14 protein-coding genes are annotated in these 15682 nt (G+C 60.2%); 7 read left to right on the top strand and 7 right to left on the bottom strand.

The features are described from left to right. Positions 1-362 precede the first annotated feature (362 nt). From EOS_RS07050 to EOS_RS07040, 3 genes are all read right to left on the bottom strand, one after another. Positions 363-3329: an EAL domain-containing protein gene (locus tag EOS_RS07050; protein ID WP_047845891.1), complete on the bottom strand. Its 2967-nt coding sequence runs from the start codon at positions 3327-3329 to the stop codon at positions 363-365. Between the two features lie 122 nt (positions 3330-3451). Next, the gene (locus EOS_RS07045; RefSeq protein WP_326972906.1) at positions 3452-4300 is read right to left on the bottom strand and encodes an N-acyl amino acid synthase FeeM domain-containing protein; all 849 of its coding nucleotides are present in this window, start codon (positions 4298-4300) and stop codon (positions 3452-3454) included. A gap of 630 nt (positions 4301-4930) precedes the next feature. Beyond that, entirely contained in the window at positions 4931-5353 is a 423-nt protein-coding gene (locus tag EOS_RS07040) for a hypothetical protein (RefSeq protein WP_031357205.1), read from the bottom strand. 275 nt (positions 5354-5628) lie between these two features. Between EOS_RS07040 and EOS_RS46125 the strand changes: the two genes are divergently transcribed. Together EOS_RS46125 and EOS_RS07035 are read left to right on the top strand one after the other, a co-directional pair. Continuing rightward, a complete protein-coding gene (locus EOS_RS46125; RefSeq protein WP_152693091.1) occupies positions 5629-5835 on the top strand; it encodes a hypothetical protein in 207 nt (68 codons plus the stop codon). Continuing rightward, positions 5835-7088, top strand: coding sequence for an EAL domain-containing protein (locus EOS_RS07035; RefSeq protein ID WP_047845943.1), 1254 nt, complete (start codon positions 5835-5837; stop codon positions 7086-7088). Before EOS_RS46125 ends, EOS_RS07035 begins: the two co-directional genes overlap by 1 nt. Here EOS_RS07035 and EOS_RS43960 read toward each other — a convergent pair. After that, a complete protein-coding gene (locus tag EOS_RS43960) occupies positions 7080-8249 on the bottom strand; it encodes an alpha/beta fold hydrolase (protein WP_235442727.1) in 1170 nt (389 codons plus the stop codon). The two genes, EOS_RS07035 and EOS_RS43960, sit on opposite strands and share 9 nt — an antisense overlap. Before the next feature lie 219 nt (positions 8250-8468). Between EOS_RS43960 and EOS_RS07025 the strand changes: the two genes are divergently transcribed. Beyond that, entirely contained in the window at positions 8469-9182 is a 714-nt protein-coding gene (locus EOS_RS07025; protein ID WP_047845941.1) for a lysophospholipid acyltransferase family protein, read from the top strand. Between the two features lie 51 nt (positions 9183-9233). Here EOS_RS07025 and EOS_RS07020 read toward each other — a convergent pair whose 3' ends face one another. Both EOS_RS07020 and pcaQ read right to left on the bottom strand, forming a co-directional pair. Continuing rightward, positions 9234-9602, bottom strand: coding sequence for a response regulator (locus tag EOS_RS07020; RefSeq protein WP_047845889.1), 369 nt, complete (start codon positions 9600-9602; stop codon positions 9234-9236). A gap of 291 nt (positions 9603-9893) precedes the next feature. After that, a complete protein-coding gene (gene pcaQ, locus EOS_RS07015) occupies positions 9894-10874 on the bottom strand; it encodes a pca operon transcription factor PcaQ (protein ID WP_047845888.1) in 981 nt (326 codons plus the stop codon). 99 nt (positions 10875-10973) lie between these two features. Between pcaQ and pcaH the strand changes: the two genes are divergently transcribed. From pcaH to EOS_RS07000, 3 genes are all read left to right on the top strand, one after another. Continuing rightward, the gene (gene pcaH, locus EOS_RS07010; RefSeq protein WP_047845887.1) at positions 10974-11684 is read left to right on the top strand and encodes a protocatechuate 3,4-dioxygenase subunit beta; all 711 of its coding nucleotides are present in this window, start codon (positions 10974-10976) and stop codon (positions 11682-11684) included. 2 nt (positions 11685-11686) lie between these two features. Next, positions 11687-12277 (top strand): protocatechuate 3,4-dioxygenase subunit alpha, encoded by a 591-nt coding sequence (gene pcaG / locus EOS_RS07005; protein ID WP_047845886.1) that lies wholly within the window; start codon positions 11687-11689, stop codon positions 12275-12277. 69 nt (positions 12278-12346) lie between these two features. After that, positions 12347-12652, top strand: coding sequence for a DUF2288 domain-containing protein (locus tag EOS_RS07000; RefSeq protein ID WP_047845885.1), 306 nt, complete (start codon positions 12347-12349; stop codon positions 12650-12652). A 39-nt stretch (positions 12653-12691) separates the two neighbouring features. On the opposite strand, the gene prpR is transcribed toward EOS_RS07000, so the two are convergent. Continuing rightward, on the bottom strand, positions 12692-14581 hold the full coding sequence (gene prpR / locus EOS_RS06995; protein WP_047845884.1) for a propionate catabolism operon regulatory protein PrpR: 1890 nt from the start codon (positions 14579-14581) through the stop codon (positions 12692-12694). Positions 14582-14769: 188 nt separating this feature from the next. Between prpR and prpB the strand changes: the two genes are divergently transcribed. Further along, entirely contained in the window at positions 14770-15654 is an 885-nt protein-coding gene (prpB, locus tag EOS_RS06990; protein WP_047845940.1) for a methylisocitrate lyase, read from the top strand. The last annotated feature ends 28 nt before the right edge of the window (positions 15655-15682 follow it).

The raw sequence follows: 15682 nt of genomic DNA, 5'->3' as shown, positions 1-15682 counted from the left end.
AACCTGTGGCAGGTTCAATCACTGGTGGCGAAGCGTGTGGGTATCTGTGTTCGGAGAGGTCGGGCTTCAAACATCCTTCAGTCTGGCGAGCACCGTGCTATCAGGTGCCAGAAACTTCTAGCCTGCACGCTAGGGACACTAACTTGCCGATTGTTTGAAAGCGCTTTCTTTGCTTCGTTTCTTTGTCGCTTTCCCTGGACAGAAACGACGGGCCGCCACGCACAGTGGCTAATAGCGATAAAAAATACAGCTAACTCACGCAGACCACTAACGCTGAAAGCACCAACCCGGCATTAACCCAGCCCCACGAGCACCGACAGCCCTAAACCCACTCCGAGTGCGAACGAAAACCCCGTCCACTTTCAATGCAAACCAGCTTTAGCCGGAACATCGTAAGTAAACGCCAGTGTCTTATCCTGCCCGACAATACTGTCGATAAACTGCACCACTGCTGGATCCTTCACAAAACTGGCCGCCGACGTAGCGGCAAGAATCGCACCGCTTTCCTGGGGCTTGGCAATAAGATAGCCCTGTACGTAATCCACGCCTATTTCCTTCAGCGCGCGTAGCGTATCCACATCTTCGACCCACTCGGCTACGCTGCGCATTCCAAGATTGCGAGCCAGCGCGACAATAGCCTCGACAATGGCTATATCAGCCGGATGAGCGCACATCGTCCGAATAAACTCGCCGTCGATCTTGAGTGCATCGGCGGAAAGATCCTTGAGATATTTAAACGACGTGTACCCGGCGCCGAAATCGTCGAGTGCGATCTTGCCGCCCATCTCATGAACCCGTGCGATAAAGCGCTGCGTATTGCCGAGATCATGCAACGCGACGCTCTCGGTAATCTCGAGACAAAGATACGGCACGATATGCCGAAAGCGAGCGAACAACGCAAAGACGTCTTCCATGAACTGTTCGTCATTCAGCGAACCGCCACTGAGATTGACGCAAATGAATCGGGTATTCGTGAGTGACGCCTGATGCTTCTCGACCCATTCGAGCAACGTGGCAATCACCCATTTATCGATGGCGGCGATATTGCCCGACTCCTCCGCCGCCACGATCACCTTGCCGGCCGGCAGCGTTGCGCCATCGGGCGCGCGCATGCGCAGCAGCACCTCGAAATTGAGCGACTCGGTAGGCGCAGTCAGCGACATGATCGGCTGCATCACGAGGAAAAGACCGGGAGGCAATCGATTGCGTCCCAGCGTTTCAACTAGCTTCAATTCTTCTGCACGCTCCTCGAACGCGGCCGCTCCCTTGCGATACGTCACCATCCGCGTGTTCGAACTTTTCTTGGCCTCGCGGCACGCGCGGTCCGCATGCGAAAGCGCATCCTGCACACGCACGCCGTGCGAGCACTCCACCAGTCCGACCGACGCCTTGACCTGGAACGCACGGTTGCCGACCTGATAAGGCGTGTCGCTCAGCGCGCTGATCAGGTGATGACAGCAGTCGATGGCTTCGTCTATCGACATGCCGCTCATCACGCAGACGAACTCATCGCCGCCTATCCGCCCGAACGGAAAGCCGGCCGAAAACAACGCCCGCGTGCGCGTGGCGACCTGCTTCAGGACTTCATCGCCCGCGCGATGGCCGAACAAATCATTGACGAGCTTGAAGCGGTCCAGATCCACATAAGCAAGCGCCCAGGCCGCCCCTTCCTCGCTCTGTGCAGCGATGGCCTTTTCCACGCCGCGCCGGTTGAGCGACCCCGTGAGCGGGTCGTGTTCGGCCAGGAAACGCAATCGTTCGATCGCCTTCGAGCGCTCTGTCACGTCCTGCAGCGAGCCTTCGATCCAGCTGTTCGAACGCGTAGCCTTCAGCAGGAAGCGCCGCTCGCCGTTGCCGCGCGCTACCGCGCCACCCATTTCCAGTTCACCTTCACTTCCCTTCGATGCCAGCGCCTGCAACGCGCCCCACGCGCCTGATTCGAAGTAGTCGTTCCAGTGCCGCACTTTGTACTCGGTCTTCTGCAGCGAGAGCATGGATCGCAACGCCGGATTCGCGCGCACGAAGTGACCGGCACTGTCGAGCGTAAAGAGACCGATGGGCGTGACGTCATAGGTGTTACGCAGTTCCGTTTGCGCCTGCCGCCGATGCTCGCGCTCGGCGCGCATTTGCTCGGCGATCGCGAAGGCCGCCATCATGCTCGACGACAACGCGGCCATCACCGTGCTCACGCCGCCCGAGAGCGACTTGATGCTGAATGCAGCGCCCAGCACATCGGAGAACGTGGCGAACAATACGATCGCGAGCGACCCGACGTACCAGAGCACGGTACGCGAGCGGGCGAGCCAGACGATCCGGGCGAGCAAAAAGATCAACACGCCTATGCCGATCCCCCCTAGCAGCCAGAGCGCTGGAATGAAGCGCGAATAGGGCAGCGCAACGGAGCACACAAGCAAGGCGATGCCGATATATTGTCCAAGCCCAAGCAGCCAGTGATATCCCACCACTTTCAGTTCACGACGGAATAACTGGCTAAAAAGCGCCCCCGTCAGCAGATAGTAGGCAGCGAAGGTGAATTGACGCAGCGGCTGCAGAAAGTCAGCCGGGATTGTGCGGCCGGTCCACTGCATGTCCCAGCCCATCGCGTTCGCGCACAGTCGCAGATTGCCGACCAGCCATGCGGCGAAGATCACGTACGTCCACTCGCGGTTGATCAGCGCGGTGACGAACACGAATACGGCAAGCGTCAGCAGGCCGCCTCCGATCATGCCCGAGCTTTCCTGGAAATCTAGCGCGGAAGTACGCAGACTTTGGCCGTCCCACCCGAGCGCGCTGATCTGCGCGGGACCGGAGAACGTGCCGCGACACAAGACTGGAACCGGTTGCGCGAGATGTCCGAGATGAACAGAAAAACCCGCCTTGACGGCACTGATTTCGTTGGTGGTGCTCTGGCGGTTCGCTACGCCCAGCGGCTGCAGCGTCGAGGCTATCCAGCAAGCGAGTGTCTGCGCGTGGCGCGACGGCAGTTCCACATAGGTGGACTGCTCGAGACTCATGTTGGGAACGTTGAATAAAAACCAGACCGGCGTTTCCGCCAGTTGCGTGCTGAAGCGGCCGACCTCGGCCTGATCTTCAAGCGCCTTCACGGCGCCGGCGGGATCAAGCGCGCTGCGGGGGTCTTTAATGACACGCAGCGGCAGCACAACGGCCCCGTTCGATTCGAACTGGTGCGGCGCCCACAGCAGGGTTGCGACCGTACCCACCGCAATCAGCGCCGGGACGACGAAGACGGAGAAGGTGTACAGGAGCCGATCCATGAACGAACCGGCGCGCCCGTACTTTGATCGCGAAAATAAAGCAACCGACGCCATACCTGGTGTTTCCCCCTGGTTGCACGAACCCATGCCGCACGGGCGATGGCGGCCAGTCATGGATCGCCATCGCCTCGTTCTGTCCCACGCAAACGTACGACCGGGTTATTGTTTATTGTTTATTACCTGCCATAAGCAACCTGCGGAGCTTCCGGGCATCCTACCGTTTCTCGCTCGAAAGATAAATCTGCGGTCCGCAAATCGATATCAGGATGATGCGTTTGAAACACGAACTGAAATAACGGGTGCTTCGCTTCCTCCCAGCGTTGACGCGCGACGCTCACTTCGCCGGCCAGAACCCGATGCGGCAGATTGCCGACGTGCGCCATTGGGATGAATTGCCGATCGCCGAAAACGTCCTCGAACAGCATGGCTTCGTATTCGCGATCCAGCGGCGCGCGCGCCGTAATCACCGTCCAGTCGATCTGCTGCTGCTCACAATATAAAAACAACGATTTGAACAGCATCATTTTTACCACGCGGCCGATCATCCCGCCGGCCACGCCAAGGCGAGTCGCTTCCGCAAGGCGCCCCGTGCTTAACCAGCTCGGCAATTCGACCGATTCCTGCACAGCGAGCGGTGCATATTCGTTGGTTTGAATACGCATGGTGCCGAGCGGCGCGCCATCAAGTTTCGATTCCGCCAGCAGAATCACCGTACCGGGATCGCGATCGCACCCTTCGACTGCCATTTTCTGCGCAAAAGCCGGCAAATGGCGGCCATAGGCCATGCGCCGGATCTGTATGGCTTTCTGAAGGTCATGATCCGCCGACACGATGCGAATCGTAAACGGCATCGACTCAGGCTTCTTTAGTGCCTGTACCGCTGTTAGTTCCAGCCGCTCTGCACGTTCACGATGTTCAATATGCTGGCTGTGAAAAACACTGCTTCGACCTGCTTTATTAAGCTGTTCCATTTGTGTACCCCATTTTTGGCGAGAAGGAGGATGCCGTGGAACGTTTGACTTCACGCAAACGACACACACGACAGATTTAGTCTCGCCCAAAGGCAATTGATGGGGTGCGCGCTACCAAATAAATCTTTATAAAAACGTCAAAAAATTCTGTATTTTCAGTGCTTTTCGTGTCCGACGACCCGAATCACCTCTCCGCATTTCGTATCATGAAAAATTTCCGGCGAGTAAGGAGATGTCGAATGCGTGAAACGGGATTTCTTTTTCCATTAATAAGGGGTAGCAATATTCCAGAGTCATGCTTTTCCTTACGCTGTCTCCGGGACTGCACCATTACTGTGCTTATGCATATATAACGGATTTTTTATCGGCGACTTTATATCGTGGACAATTAGCGCGCAGGCGAAGCGACTAGCCCGGCAGCAGAAAAAATGACTCGCTCGCGAGAGCGTCGACTATTAAACCGACGAATGCGGGCCAATGCAAATAAGCCCTTATATCAGTATGGAATTTCGCTTTGGAAACCAGACGCAATTCGGCTACGTATTCTGTTACCGCGTGAGAAATCGGGAAAGAATTCCGGCTGAGCGAGGAGTCAGTGGCGAGTTTCGCCGGATAAAGAAGATCAGGAGGGCGGATGCAGGGCGCATCCGCCGGATTGTCCAGGATAAGGCCGCGGGCCTTTCCTCAGTCTTCGTCGTCGAGCCAGGGAATGTCCACGTCGGTGATGAACGCCACCATGGCAAGCGGGCGTCCTTCCTGGCGGCCGATCTTGCCGTCGGCGCGTTGCCATTCGCATCGAAACACGGTTGCCGGCGTGTCGGCCATCAAGGTGACCGTGCGCAATTCGTCCGGGTCCGCGTCTTCCACAGGGCCATCGAGCGACACCAGCAATTGTTGCGGCCACATGCCGTCCGCGGGATCGTAGATTTTGTCGCCGTCGTGAATCACGACAAACGCTTCCACGCCGATGGTCGCCGAAGCCTCCACAATCATCTTGCCAAGCGCGCGCAGAACGGCTGTCGCGCGGCCGGAGTTGGCCTGGCGGATCGCGAGATCGCCGCGCGTCAGCGCCTGCTCCAGCTTCGGGTTGGTTTTCTGTTGGGCCATCGGTTCGCCTCCGTATCTTGATTCACTATTCGACGGGCGTCGCCCGCCGGCTTGCAAGGCGCGATCGTACCATTCCTGTCCCGAATTTACCGTTCGGCCGCCCCGCCCTGAAATTTTTGGCCTGCCGCAAACGCCCGCCCATCAAAGCAACCGCCGTTCGGCCGAGCCGTGGCATGATGACTCCGCATTCAAGTCAGTCGGGCTTTGTTCCGATAATATGTTGACCGGCCTCAAGCGTTGCCGAGCCTCGTCCCACTCACGCGCAGACCAACATCATGTTCGAACTGTTTTTGGCTCGCGATCTTCCAGCCGATCTGACCGGGCAAGTCCACCTCCATTGCGTGGCGAGAGGAAAAACGCTGCCCGCATGGCTCATGACGTCCATCCTGCTCGCGTTTTCGATGTCCGTCGCGCAGCGTATTGCGCCAACGGCAATAGCCACGCCGCCGGGCAACACCGCTCTCCTCTGCCCGGCCTCCTGATGCGGCGCGCACTCGGGAAAGCTCCGCCGCAGGCTGCGTTCGACGGCATCGTGCTCTGCTCGCTCTTCCAGCCGATCTACAGCTTGCCGCACCAGCGCCAGGTCGGTTACGAGGCGCTGTTGCGCGGCGTTCCGTCGACCGGAGATTTACTGGCGCCGTTCGAACTCTTCGCCAAGGCGATTGTGGAGAGCTCGACCAGCACGCTTGACCGCCTGAGTCATGTCACCCATCTGCACAATGCCGCCAAATGGCTACCCGGCCAGACCTGGCTGTTCCTGAACGTGACGCCGGCAAGTTTCATCGATCCCGGGTATGCGCAGCAACTCGCCGACGTTGCGCGTGGATCGGGCATACGGCCGGAAGAAATCGTGATCGAGCTGCTCGAATCGGGTGGCAGCGATGTCTGCGCATTCGCTCAGGCCACGCAGGCGTTCCGGTCGCACGGCTTTCTGGTGGCAGTCGATGACTTCGGCGCCGGGCACTCGAATCTGGATCGGTTGCTGACCTTGCGGCCGGACATCGTGAAACTGGATCGCAGTCTCATCCATGCGCATCAGCCCGACTTGCGCGAGTCGGTGATGCCGAAGCTGGTGAGCTTGCTGCACGAGGCCGGCATGCTGGTGGTTGCCGAAGGGGTCGAGACCGAGGAAGACTTGCTGCTGGCGGCACGCTCGGGCGTGGACTTCGTGCAGGGTTTCCTGTTTGGCCAGCCGAGCCCCGGGTATTCACCCGAGGACGAGGCAACGCAGCAGATTGAAACCGTCTTCGACACCCTCGCCCACACGCGCAAGACCAGTCAGCTCGCCATCGATTTACTGCTGATGCCGTACCGGACGCTCTTCGCGGAGGCAGCCGAACGAATGTGGGCCGGTGCGTTGCCCGAAAAGGCCTGCGAGGATCTGCGGGCGCTGCCGTGTACGGTAAGCTGCTTTTTCCTCGATCAGGGCGGTCGTGAATGTATTCCCATGATTGCGGGCGCCGGCGCGGTCGAGATCGAGGTCGCTTCCCATCTCGCGCCGCTGCGCAAACTGTCGATCGGACGCTGGGACAACCGGCCGTATTTCGTCGATGCCCTCGCGCAACCCCAGCGGCTGATGGTGAGCGCGCCGTATTTGTCGGCGACCGGTGCCGGGCTTTGCGTGACGCTTTCCATCTTCATCAACTATCGCAGCGAGCCGCTCGTGTTCGGCGCGGATCTCAACTGGGAGCGCCTCGCCGCGCCGGCGGCCGGGCTGCTGCCGCCTTCAGCCTGACGTCGACGCTGGCGTGAGCGCTTGCGCCAGATACTCGCCGCCGGCTTTCAACGCGGTCACGTTGCCGGGTTCGAAAGTCCAGTGGCCCGCTGCATCGACAATGGATAGCTGCGCACCCGGCCAGACATCGGCAAGAGCGAGCACCTGATCGGCGGGACACACCATGTCGAAGCGGCCATGCACAAGCACGCACGGCAGATGCGCGATCCTGCCGATACGCGGCAACAGCGGCTCCGGCGGCAACTCGTGCGCCATGTAGTGATGCTCCAGCAACGACATCGAAATCGCGGCAGCGTTGGCCTCGCGGGTTGCCTCGGGGGTGGCCGGGTCAGCCGGAGTTGCATCGGTTTGGGCCGCTTCGGGTAGCGTGGCGGTGGCTTGGGCAGCATCGGTTTGAGGTGCTATGGCCGGAGCCTCGCCTTTCGACTCGTCCTTATGCGCTTGCTCATCGCCCTTCTTCGGCACAGGTTTATTCACCACCGACAACGTCGCTTCGAAGCCAGACCACGCGCGTGCGAGCTTGATGCCGGCGTCGTCGAAACGGGCGAGCGGCTCGCCGGTCAGCGCCAGGATCTCGGCGGCATTACCCGGACGCTTACCGCTCGCTGTCTCGATGGCATCCAGGAACGCCCTGTGCGCGTCCGGAAACACACGCTGCACGTCCCACAAGAACCAGTCGATATCCTCCTTGCGGGCCAGGAAAATCCCGCGCAGCAGAAAGCCGACGCAGCGCTCCGGATGTGTCACGCCGTAGCTGAGCGCAAGCGTGGTGCCCCATGAGCCGCCGAACAGCGCCCATTTTTCGATCCCGAGCGCGACCCGCAGCTTCTCCATATCGCCGATGAGATCGTTCGTGCCGTTGTGCTCGAGCTTGCCGAACGGCGTGGATTTGCCGCAGCCGCGTTGATCGAAGAAGACCATGCGCCACTTCGACGCGTCCAGCACGTCCCCCCACTTGAGATTCATCGCGCCGCCCGGGCCGCCGTGGACAATCAGCATCGCGGGGGCATCCTTCGGCCCTTGGGCGCGCCAGTAGACGGCGTGGCCATCGCCGACGTCCAGCATGCCGTCCTCGAATGCAACGGCCGTCTCGCCGGCTGATTTAGCCGATGCCTCGCTCGTCAACCCGACCTTCACTTCGCTGTTTGCTTCGTCCGTCATTGGAACTCCGTTAAAGAGAGACCTGTGCCTCTCTGACTGTCATCGGCCGGGCGTGCGGGACAAGAACCCAAGGACACGAACCGGGACATGGACCGCCGCACAGGCTATCCTTCGGGTTTCGCGCGCCGGGCTGAACCGTCGGGCCGGTCACGGTACCGCAAGACGCCTCGCAGCCCGCCGCACCACTTTGACCACACTTTTACCATCGCCCATTCTTTAATGCATCGAACCTTCGTCAAGTGGCTGTTCGCCACCTACCTGCTTGGCAGCGGCACGGTGTGGTCGATCCTGATTCTGCCTTTGTTTCCGTTCGTCGGCCGCGGCGGTCGCTACTGGCTCGCCAAACAATGGTGCCGCGCGATGCTCAAGATGATGCGCGTGATTACCGGCGTATCGTGTTCGGTCGAGGGACTGGAGAACCTTCCGAACGAGCCCTTCATCATGCTGTGCCGGCACGAATCGACGTGGGAAACGCTCGCGTTCATGGCGCTGTTTCCGCGCCGCATCAGCTTCGTGTTCAAGAGCGATCTCAAGCGCATCCCGTTCTTCGGCTGGGTGCTGAAAGGTCTCGATATGGTAAGCCTGGATCGCGGTTCGCCGCGTCAGGCGCATCAGGCCGTCACGCGAGAATGCGCGGAAAAGCTCGCACTGGGCGACGTGGTGGTGATCTTTCCGGAAGGCACGCGGGTTGCGCACGATGCGCCGCTTAAGCTCGCCTCGGGCGGCGTGCGGCTTGCGTGTTCCACCCAAGTCCCCGCAGTGCCGGTCGTGCATAACGCCGGAAAATACTGGCCGGCGAAAGGCTGGCCCGATCAGCCCGGCCACATACGCGTGATCGTGCTGCCGCCCTTGCCCGCCGATTGTGTGGTGCCGCAAGAGCTGAACCGGCTTGCGCATGACCGGATGGAAAAGGAACTGGCGCGGCTCGCCTGAGCCTCGCACCGCAATGTGCAGGAGCGCGACGTAAGCAACCGCTCCGTGCGCTTAGAAAGGCCGGCGGTGCTTCGCAGCGCACAGCCGGTCCACCGCCGACAACAACGCCTCAGTCTCCACGGGCTTCTGTAGATAGCCATCGTAGTGAACAAAAGCCGGTGGATGCGGATGGCCCGAGATCATCAGGAAAGGGATGTGCGCGAAGGCCGAGTTGGTCTTCATTGTCTGGCATAACAGCGCGCCGCCGAGGCCCGGCATCATCCAGTCCGACACCACGATATCCACGCTGTGCTCGCCCAACAACGCAAGCGCGCCGTTGCCGTCGAACGCGGACAGCACCTTGCAGTCCTGCGACTGCATGCACAGAGTCCAGGCTTCGATGGTGGCGGGGTCGTCGTCGACGAGCAATACGGTTTTCATCTTGCTGGCGGCTTTGATGGGCGTCCCGGTGATGGAAGAGTCGCGGAGTCAGACATCAGAAAGCAAGCTTTGGTTGCAGGCAAATTCTGTTGCGCTTGCTTACAGTACGGTTGTTTGCAGCCCTCACGGTTTTCACGCATCGTCAACGTGAGCGTATTTGCGCCGCCGCGTTGCGTCACCGCTTTGGGCCACTTATATAGCTTTTATCGCACGTATGCTAATGGGGTTTTGCCGATGCCGCATTTGCGGTAACAAGTGCCTGAAGCAAGCGCGCATCCGGCTCGCATGTGGCTATTTCATACCGATACGAACCGCTTCTCGCTGCCTTCCCGCCTCACGGATCGCATCGATAAGACTATCCAGCGCGGGCGATTTGGCGCGGTCGTGCCGCAGGATCAGGCCGATGGGTTCATCGGCGCCGGCGAAGGGCATCGGCAAGCGAGCCAGCAGCTTCAACGCAATATCATGTTCCACCACACTCGATGGAACAAACCACACCGCGTCGTTGTGCAGTGCAAGAGCGCGCCCGAGAGATACCGATAACGTTTCGATCAGCGAACTCAGTGCCTGCGCGCCGAACGCCGTCAACACGCTTTCCGCAGACTGGCGGATCAGCGTACCGAACGGCGGCACCACCACGGGAAAGCGCGCGAGCACCGACGCCGTGATATTGCTTTCATGCACGAGCGCATGGTCGTGGCGCACGACGACCGTCAGCGGCTCGCGATACAACTGCTCGAAGGTCATCCCCACCATGCTTTCGGGTTCGGAGAGACGACCGATGACCAGATCGGTATCGGCGGATTTCAGGCGTTCGAGCAGTTGCGAATTCGAACCGGTCCATACCCGCACCGATACATCCGGCCAATGCGCCCGAAATGCGGCGAGCGTGGGAGGAAGCAACGCGGGCGCAACCGTTGGCAGGACGCCCAGCGCGACCGTGCCGGGCACGTCGACGCCATGCCGCGACAACTCATCCACCCCTTCGCGCAACGCCCCTACACAGGCCGCGGCGTGCGGCGCAAATAATCGGCCCTCGCGCGTCGGCGCGGCGCCCCGGCGGCCCCGTTCGAACAGCCTGACGCCCAAGATGGATTCAAGCTCGCCAATCGTCTTCGATACCGCCGGTTGCGTGATCGAGAGGCTATCGGCGGCGCGCTGCACGCTGCCGAACTGCATAACTGCGAGAAAGCACTGCAGGTGGCGGAATTTGATCCGGCCGCTGGTCAAATTGGCGATGGGCGCAGCCGATGGCGTAATGTCGTTATCCATGACGATCAGTTATGTCTGAATGCATAAAACGTCATTTTCCATAACTTCATCGCTTCGATAAAGTGTTGATTCACATTTTAAAAGTCGGAGACACAAAAAATGGATTCCCCCTCTCTCATCCTGACGCCCCGCGACTGGGATTCGCATCCGCCCTATTGTCATCCGGGCTACAAGTCGTCGGTATTACGCAGCCCGTCGCTGCCGCTGATTCCGTTGAAAGAGAAGCTCAAGGATCGGCGCGTGCCCGTTTATGGCGCCGACGATCTCGGCAAGCTGGACCACGACCTCACGCGCAACGCCGCGAAAAATGGCGAGCCGCTGGGCGAACGCATTATCGTGACGGGCCGTGTGCTCGATGAAGGCGGCCGGCCGGTGCGCAATACGCTCGTCGAGATCTGGCAAGCAAACGCAGCCGGGCGTTATGTTCACAAGGCCGATCAGCATGCGGCTCCGCTCGACCCGAATTTTCTCGGCGCGGGCCGTTGCGTGACCGACAACGAAGGCCGTTACCGCTTTCTCACGATCAAGCCGGGCGCGTACCCGTGGGGCAATCATTCGAACGCGTGGCGTCCGAATCACATTCACTTCTCGCTGTTCGGCGACTACTTCGGCTCGCGTCTCGTGACGCAGATGTATTTCCCCGGCGACCCGCTGCTGGACCTCGATCCGATCTTCCAGGGCACGCCGGAACACGCGCGTAATCGGCTGGTCTCGCGCTTTTCCATCGATACGACCGAGGAAGGTTATGCGCTCGGTTATGAGTTCGACATCGTGCTGCGCGGCGCGAACCAGACCCCGACGGAGGCTTGAGCATGACTACCTATCAACAAACGCCGTCGCAAACGGTCGGACCGTACTTCGCTTATGGCCTGTGCCCCGAGCAATACAACTTCGATCTGAAGAGCTTGTTCACGCCGTCGATCGCGGACCGGGAATCGGCGGGGCAGCACATCAGCATCGTGGGGCAGGTGTTCGATGGTGAAGAAAAAGTGATCGGCGACGCCGTGATCGAGATGGTTCAAGCCGATTCCACCGGCCATTATGTGAGCACGCTGGATGAGACGCGCAAGTCAGGTTTTCGAGGCTTCGCGCGTGTGGGCACGGGTACGGACCCGGAACTTCGCTACATAGTCGATACGGTCAAGCCGGGCAGTACAGGGGGTGATTCGGCGCCGCACATCGATGTGATCGTGTTGATGCGCGGCATGCTGCTGCACGCCTACACGCGCATCTATTTCGACGATGAAACCGAAGCCAACGCACGTGACGATGTGCTTGCCCTGGTTCCTGCGGAACGGCGCGGCACGCTGATCGCCAAACGCGAAGCAGGCACGTCGAATACGATTTATCGCTTCGATATTCATCTGCAAGGGCCGAAGGAAACCGTTTTCTTCGATCTTTGAGAGGTAGCTCTGGGCGTCCGGCGTGATGGTTTATGATGTCGGACGCTCGAACCTGCCTGCTATTCCCCTATGAAAGACGCTGAGTCCCCTAGTCCGCTGTATCTCAAACTTCTCGCCGAAACCGCGCAGATCGAATGGTCTGAACTTCAGCGTTTTTTCGCGCGCGGCGTGTTGTTGAAAGTGGCGCGCGATATCGATTTGGTGAGCGTGGCCGAAGCTGTTGCCAGCGACAATACGAAGCAAGTCACCGAGTGGCTGTCGGCGGGATTGCTCGAGCGCACGACGCCCGAGACCGCAACCGATCTCGCGGCACGCAATCCCGAGTTGTGGGCAGTGGTGGTGTCGCCGTGGGTTTGTGTGCAGGAGCGTGGGTAGATTGCCCTAGCGCTCGCGCTAGCAGCTGCCACGGCCCTCTCACCGTGCAGCCAGCTTCCGCCATAGCGTGGTTTTGCTGATACCAAGCGCCTTCGACGTCCTATCGCGGTCACCGCCGAACGAATCGAGCATCGCGCGAATCTCGTCGGCCTCAAGTTTGCGGCTACGTTCCTTCAACGTTTCCTGACCTGAGCCCGAGGTATCTTCCTCAAGCTCGGGCGCAATCGACTTCAACAACGCAGACGTAACCCGCGCCGCCGGCATCTCGTCCAACTCCACCGCAACCCGTTCAATCACGTTCTGCAATTCGCGGACGTTGCCCGGCCATCGATATTTCATCAACAACGGCAATGCCGGTTCAAGCACGACATGCGCCGCATCGACGGACTCGACACGCCCCGTCTGCCACAGCAAGTGCGCAGCAAGCCCGGCTATATCCGATAACCGCTCGCGCAACGGCGGCAAAGCAAGATTCAAGATGTTCAGCCGATAATAAAGGTCCGCGCGAAACTGCCCCGCGCTCACGCGCTCACTCAACCCGCGATGCGTCGCCGCGACGATCCGCACGTCGACCTGCAACGGTTCCGTAGACCCCAGGCGCACCACTTCGCGTTCCTGCAGCACGCGCAGCAAACGGCTTTGCAAGGGCAGCGGCATCTCGCCGATTTCATCGAGAAAGAGCGTGCCGCGATGCGCGGATTCAATCAGCCCCGCTTTGCCTCCGCGTCGCGCACCGGTAAACGCGCCCTCCTCGTAGCCGAACAATTCGCTTTCCAGCAAGGTCTCCGGGAAAGCACCACAGTTCAGCGCGACGAACGCGAACTCACGCCGAGCGCTCTCGGTATGGATGCCTTGCGCAACCAGTTCCTTGCCCGTGCCGCTTTCGCCGCGTATCAGCACGGTGGCGTCGGAACGTGCATAACGCCGTGCTCGCTGGCGCACTTGTTCTATCGCTTCGCTCGTCCCGGTCAGATCCGCGATCCGATATCGCGCGACAAGTTGCGGCGCACGTTGCCGGGCGCGCACGGAGCGGTCCATGCGCTGCAACGCTACCGACTCCTGGAAGGTAATGATGGACCCGGAAGCCCCCGCCGATGTGTCGCCCCAAGCACTGCGATGCACGACATAACTCGCCCCGCGAACCGTTTCCAGCGCCTCGCCCGGCTCCTTGGGCACAGCGCCGGCCACCTCGGGCGCAAGGTCGCGCAGCCGCTTGCCCACCGCTTGCGACGGCGCGAGCCGCAACATGTCGGCCATCTTCCCGCTCAACGCTTCGATGCGGCCATCGGCGTTCAACGCGATCACGCCATCGCGCAGATGCTGCAGGACCTGATCCAGCCGCCGGCGCCGCTGCGTTTCCCCCAGCGTGGCGCGCGCGACTTCCAGTGCGGTTTCAAACGCGCCTTGAACAGACGCGCGCGAGTATAAAAACACCGACTTCATGCCCGCCTTCTCGGCCAGCTCCGTCACGAGTCCCGGCCCGACAATAGCCTGCACACCCCGGTCGCGTAGATCGAGCACACACGCCTCCGCGTCTTCGGCCGACAAATACGACGCGCATTCCACGGCCACGTCGAATGCCCGGAAAAAACGTTTGAGCTCGGACGGGGTCTCGCCGTGCATCACGAGGCCAACCGAATCGCCTTCGCGACGCGCCCGCGCCAACGCATGCATCACGTCGAAGCCAGTGGGGTTCACGAGCACAACTGGCACGCTGATCCGCGCCTTCAGATAACTCCCGTTCGATCCCGCCGATACGACCACGTCCGGACGCGCATCGCCCGCATTCTCGACCTCCTGCACCGCGTCCTCGTACCCCAGCGTGACGATGCGCAGATCGGCGACGCCGTCATAGTCCGCCGCGATGTCGCGATACAGGTCGCGCAACTTGCTGATGCCGACTGCCCAAATGCGTGGAGGTGGATTCATGGCTTGAACGTAGGTGAACTGTGAGTGCGATATCGAATTTTAACGCCATTTTTGCAATCCATTATTTCATTTATGAAATTTTACGGAGCGGCGTAGAGCGGCCAATCTCTTAAAAATCAAAAGCTTGGGGATCTGGCAGACAACTTGCGCTCTATCGCGGGGTCAACGGAGACACATCTATGAGTTCAATTGCAACACTTAGCGCCGGCGCGAAGTTCCGCGCGGCGGTCGCGGCTGAAAAACCCTTGCAACTCGTCGGCGCGATCAATGCGAACCACGCGCTGCTCGCCAAACATGCAGGTTTCAAGGCAATTTATCTGTCAGGCGGCGGCGTGTCGGCAGGCTCGCTCGGCTTGCCGGACCTCGGCATTTCAACACTCGACGACGTCCTCACCGATGTCCGCCGCATCACCGATGTCTGCGATCTGCCGCTGATGGTCGACGTCGATACCGGCTTCGGTCCTAGCGCCTTCAACATTGCTCGCACGGTGAAGTCGCTGATCAAGGCGGGCGCGGGCGCGATGCATATCGAAGATCAGGTGGGCGCCAAGCGCTGCGGTCATCGGCCGGGAAAGGCGATCGTCTCGCAGCAGGAAATGGCGGATCGCGTGAAGGCGGCCGTGGATGCGCGTACCGATGAGAATTTCGTCGTCATGGCGCGTACCGATGCGCTGGCGGTGGAAGGTCTGGAAGCGGCTATCGAGCGCGCGCGCGCTTGCGTCGAAGCCGGCGCGGACATGATTTTCCCCGAAGCCATGACAGATCTTAAGATGTACAAACAATTCGTCGATGCTGTAAATGTACCGGTTTTGGCAAACATCACGGAGTTCGGATCGACGCCGCTCTTCACGGTTGAAGAACTGCGCAGCGTGGATGTATCAATCGTGTTGTATCCGCTTTCAGCGTTTCGCGCGATGAACAAGGCCGCGGAGAATGTGTATCGCGCTATCCGCACCGATGGCACGCAAAGCAAGGTGCTCGACACCATGCAGACGCGCGAGGAACTGTACGCGAGCATCGGTTATCACGAGTTCGAAGAGAAACTCGACGCCCTGTTCAATCAGGCGAAGTAACGCGTCAACCCTGTCAGGAGACTGAGAC

Origin of the sequence: Caballeronia mineralivorans PML1(12), from assembly GCF_001028175.1 — a bacterium.
Taxonomy (GTDB): Bacteria; Pseudomonadota; Gammaproteobacteria; order Burkholderiales; family Burkholderiaceae; genus Caballeronia; species Caballeronia mineralivorans.
This window is presented reverse-complemented; position numbering and strand designations above follow the sequence as displayed.

Bases quoted from the DNA above. Each gene is read 5' to 3' on its own strand.
- EOS_RS07050 (WP_047845891.1), bottom strand. From the start codon at position 3,329: ATGGCGTCGGTTGCTTTATTTTCGCGATCAAAGTACGGGCGCGCCGGT.
- EOS_RS07040 (WP_031357205.1), bottom strand. From the start codon at position 5,353: ATGGCCCAACAGAAAACCAACCCGAAGCTGGAGCAGGCGCTGACGCGC.
- EOS_RS46125 (WP_152693091.1), top strand. From the start codon at position 5,629: ATGTTCGAACTGTTTTTGGCTCGCGATCTTCCAGCCGATCTGACCGGG.
- EOS_RS07035 (WP_047845943.1), top strand. From the start codon at position 5,835: ATGCGGCGCGCACTCGGGAAAGCTCCGCCGCAGGCTGCGTTCGACGGC.
- EOS_RS43960 (WP_235442727.1), bottom strand. From the start codon at position 8,249: ATGACGGACGAAGCAAACAGCGAAGTGAAGGTCGGGTTGACGAGCGAG.
- EOS_RS07025 (WP_047845941.1), top strand. From the start codon at position 8,469: ATGCATCGAACCTTCGTCAAGTGGCTGTTCGCCACCTACCTGCTTGGC.
- EOS_RS07020 (WP_047845889.1), bottom strand. From the start codon at position 9,602: ATGAAAACCGTATTGCTCGTCGACGACGACCCCGCCACCATCGAAGCC.
- pcaQ (WP_047845888.1), bottom strand. From the start codon at position 10,874: ATGGATAACGACATTACGCCATCGGCTGCGCCCATCGCCAATTTGACC.
- pcaH (WP_047845887.1), top strand. From the start codon at position 10,974: ATGGATTCCCCCTCTCTCATCCTGACGCCCCGCGACTGGGATTCGCAT.
- pcaG (WP_047845886.1), top strand. From the start codon at position 11,687: ATGACTACCTATCAACAAACGCCGTCGCAAACGGTCGGACCGTACTTC.
- EOS_RS07000 (WP_047845885.1), top strand. From the start codon at position 12,347: ATGAAAGACGCTGAGTCCCCTAGTCCGCTGTATCTCAAACTTCTCGCC.
- prpR (WP_047845884.1), bottom strand. From the start codon at position 14,581: ATGAATCCACCTCCACGCATTTGGGCAGTCGGCATCAGCAAGTTGCGC.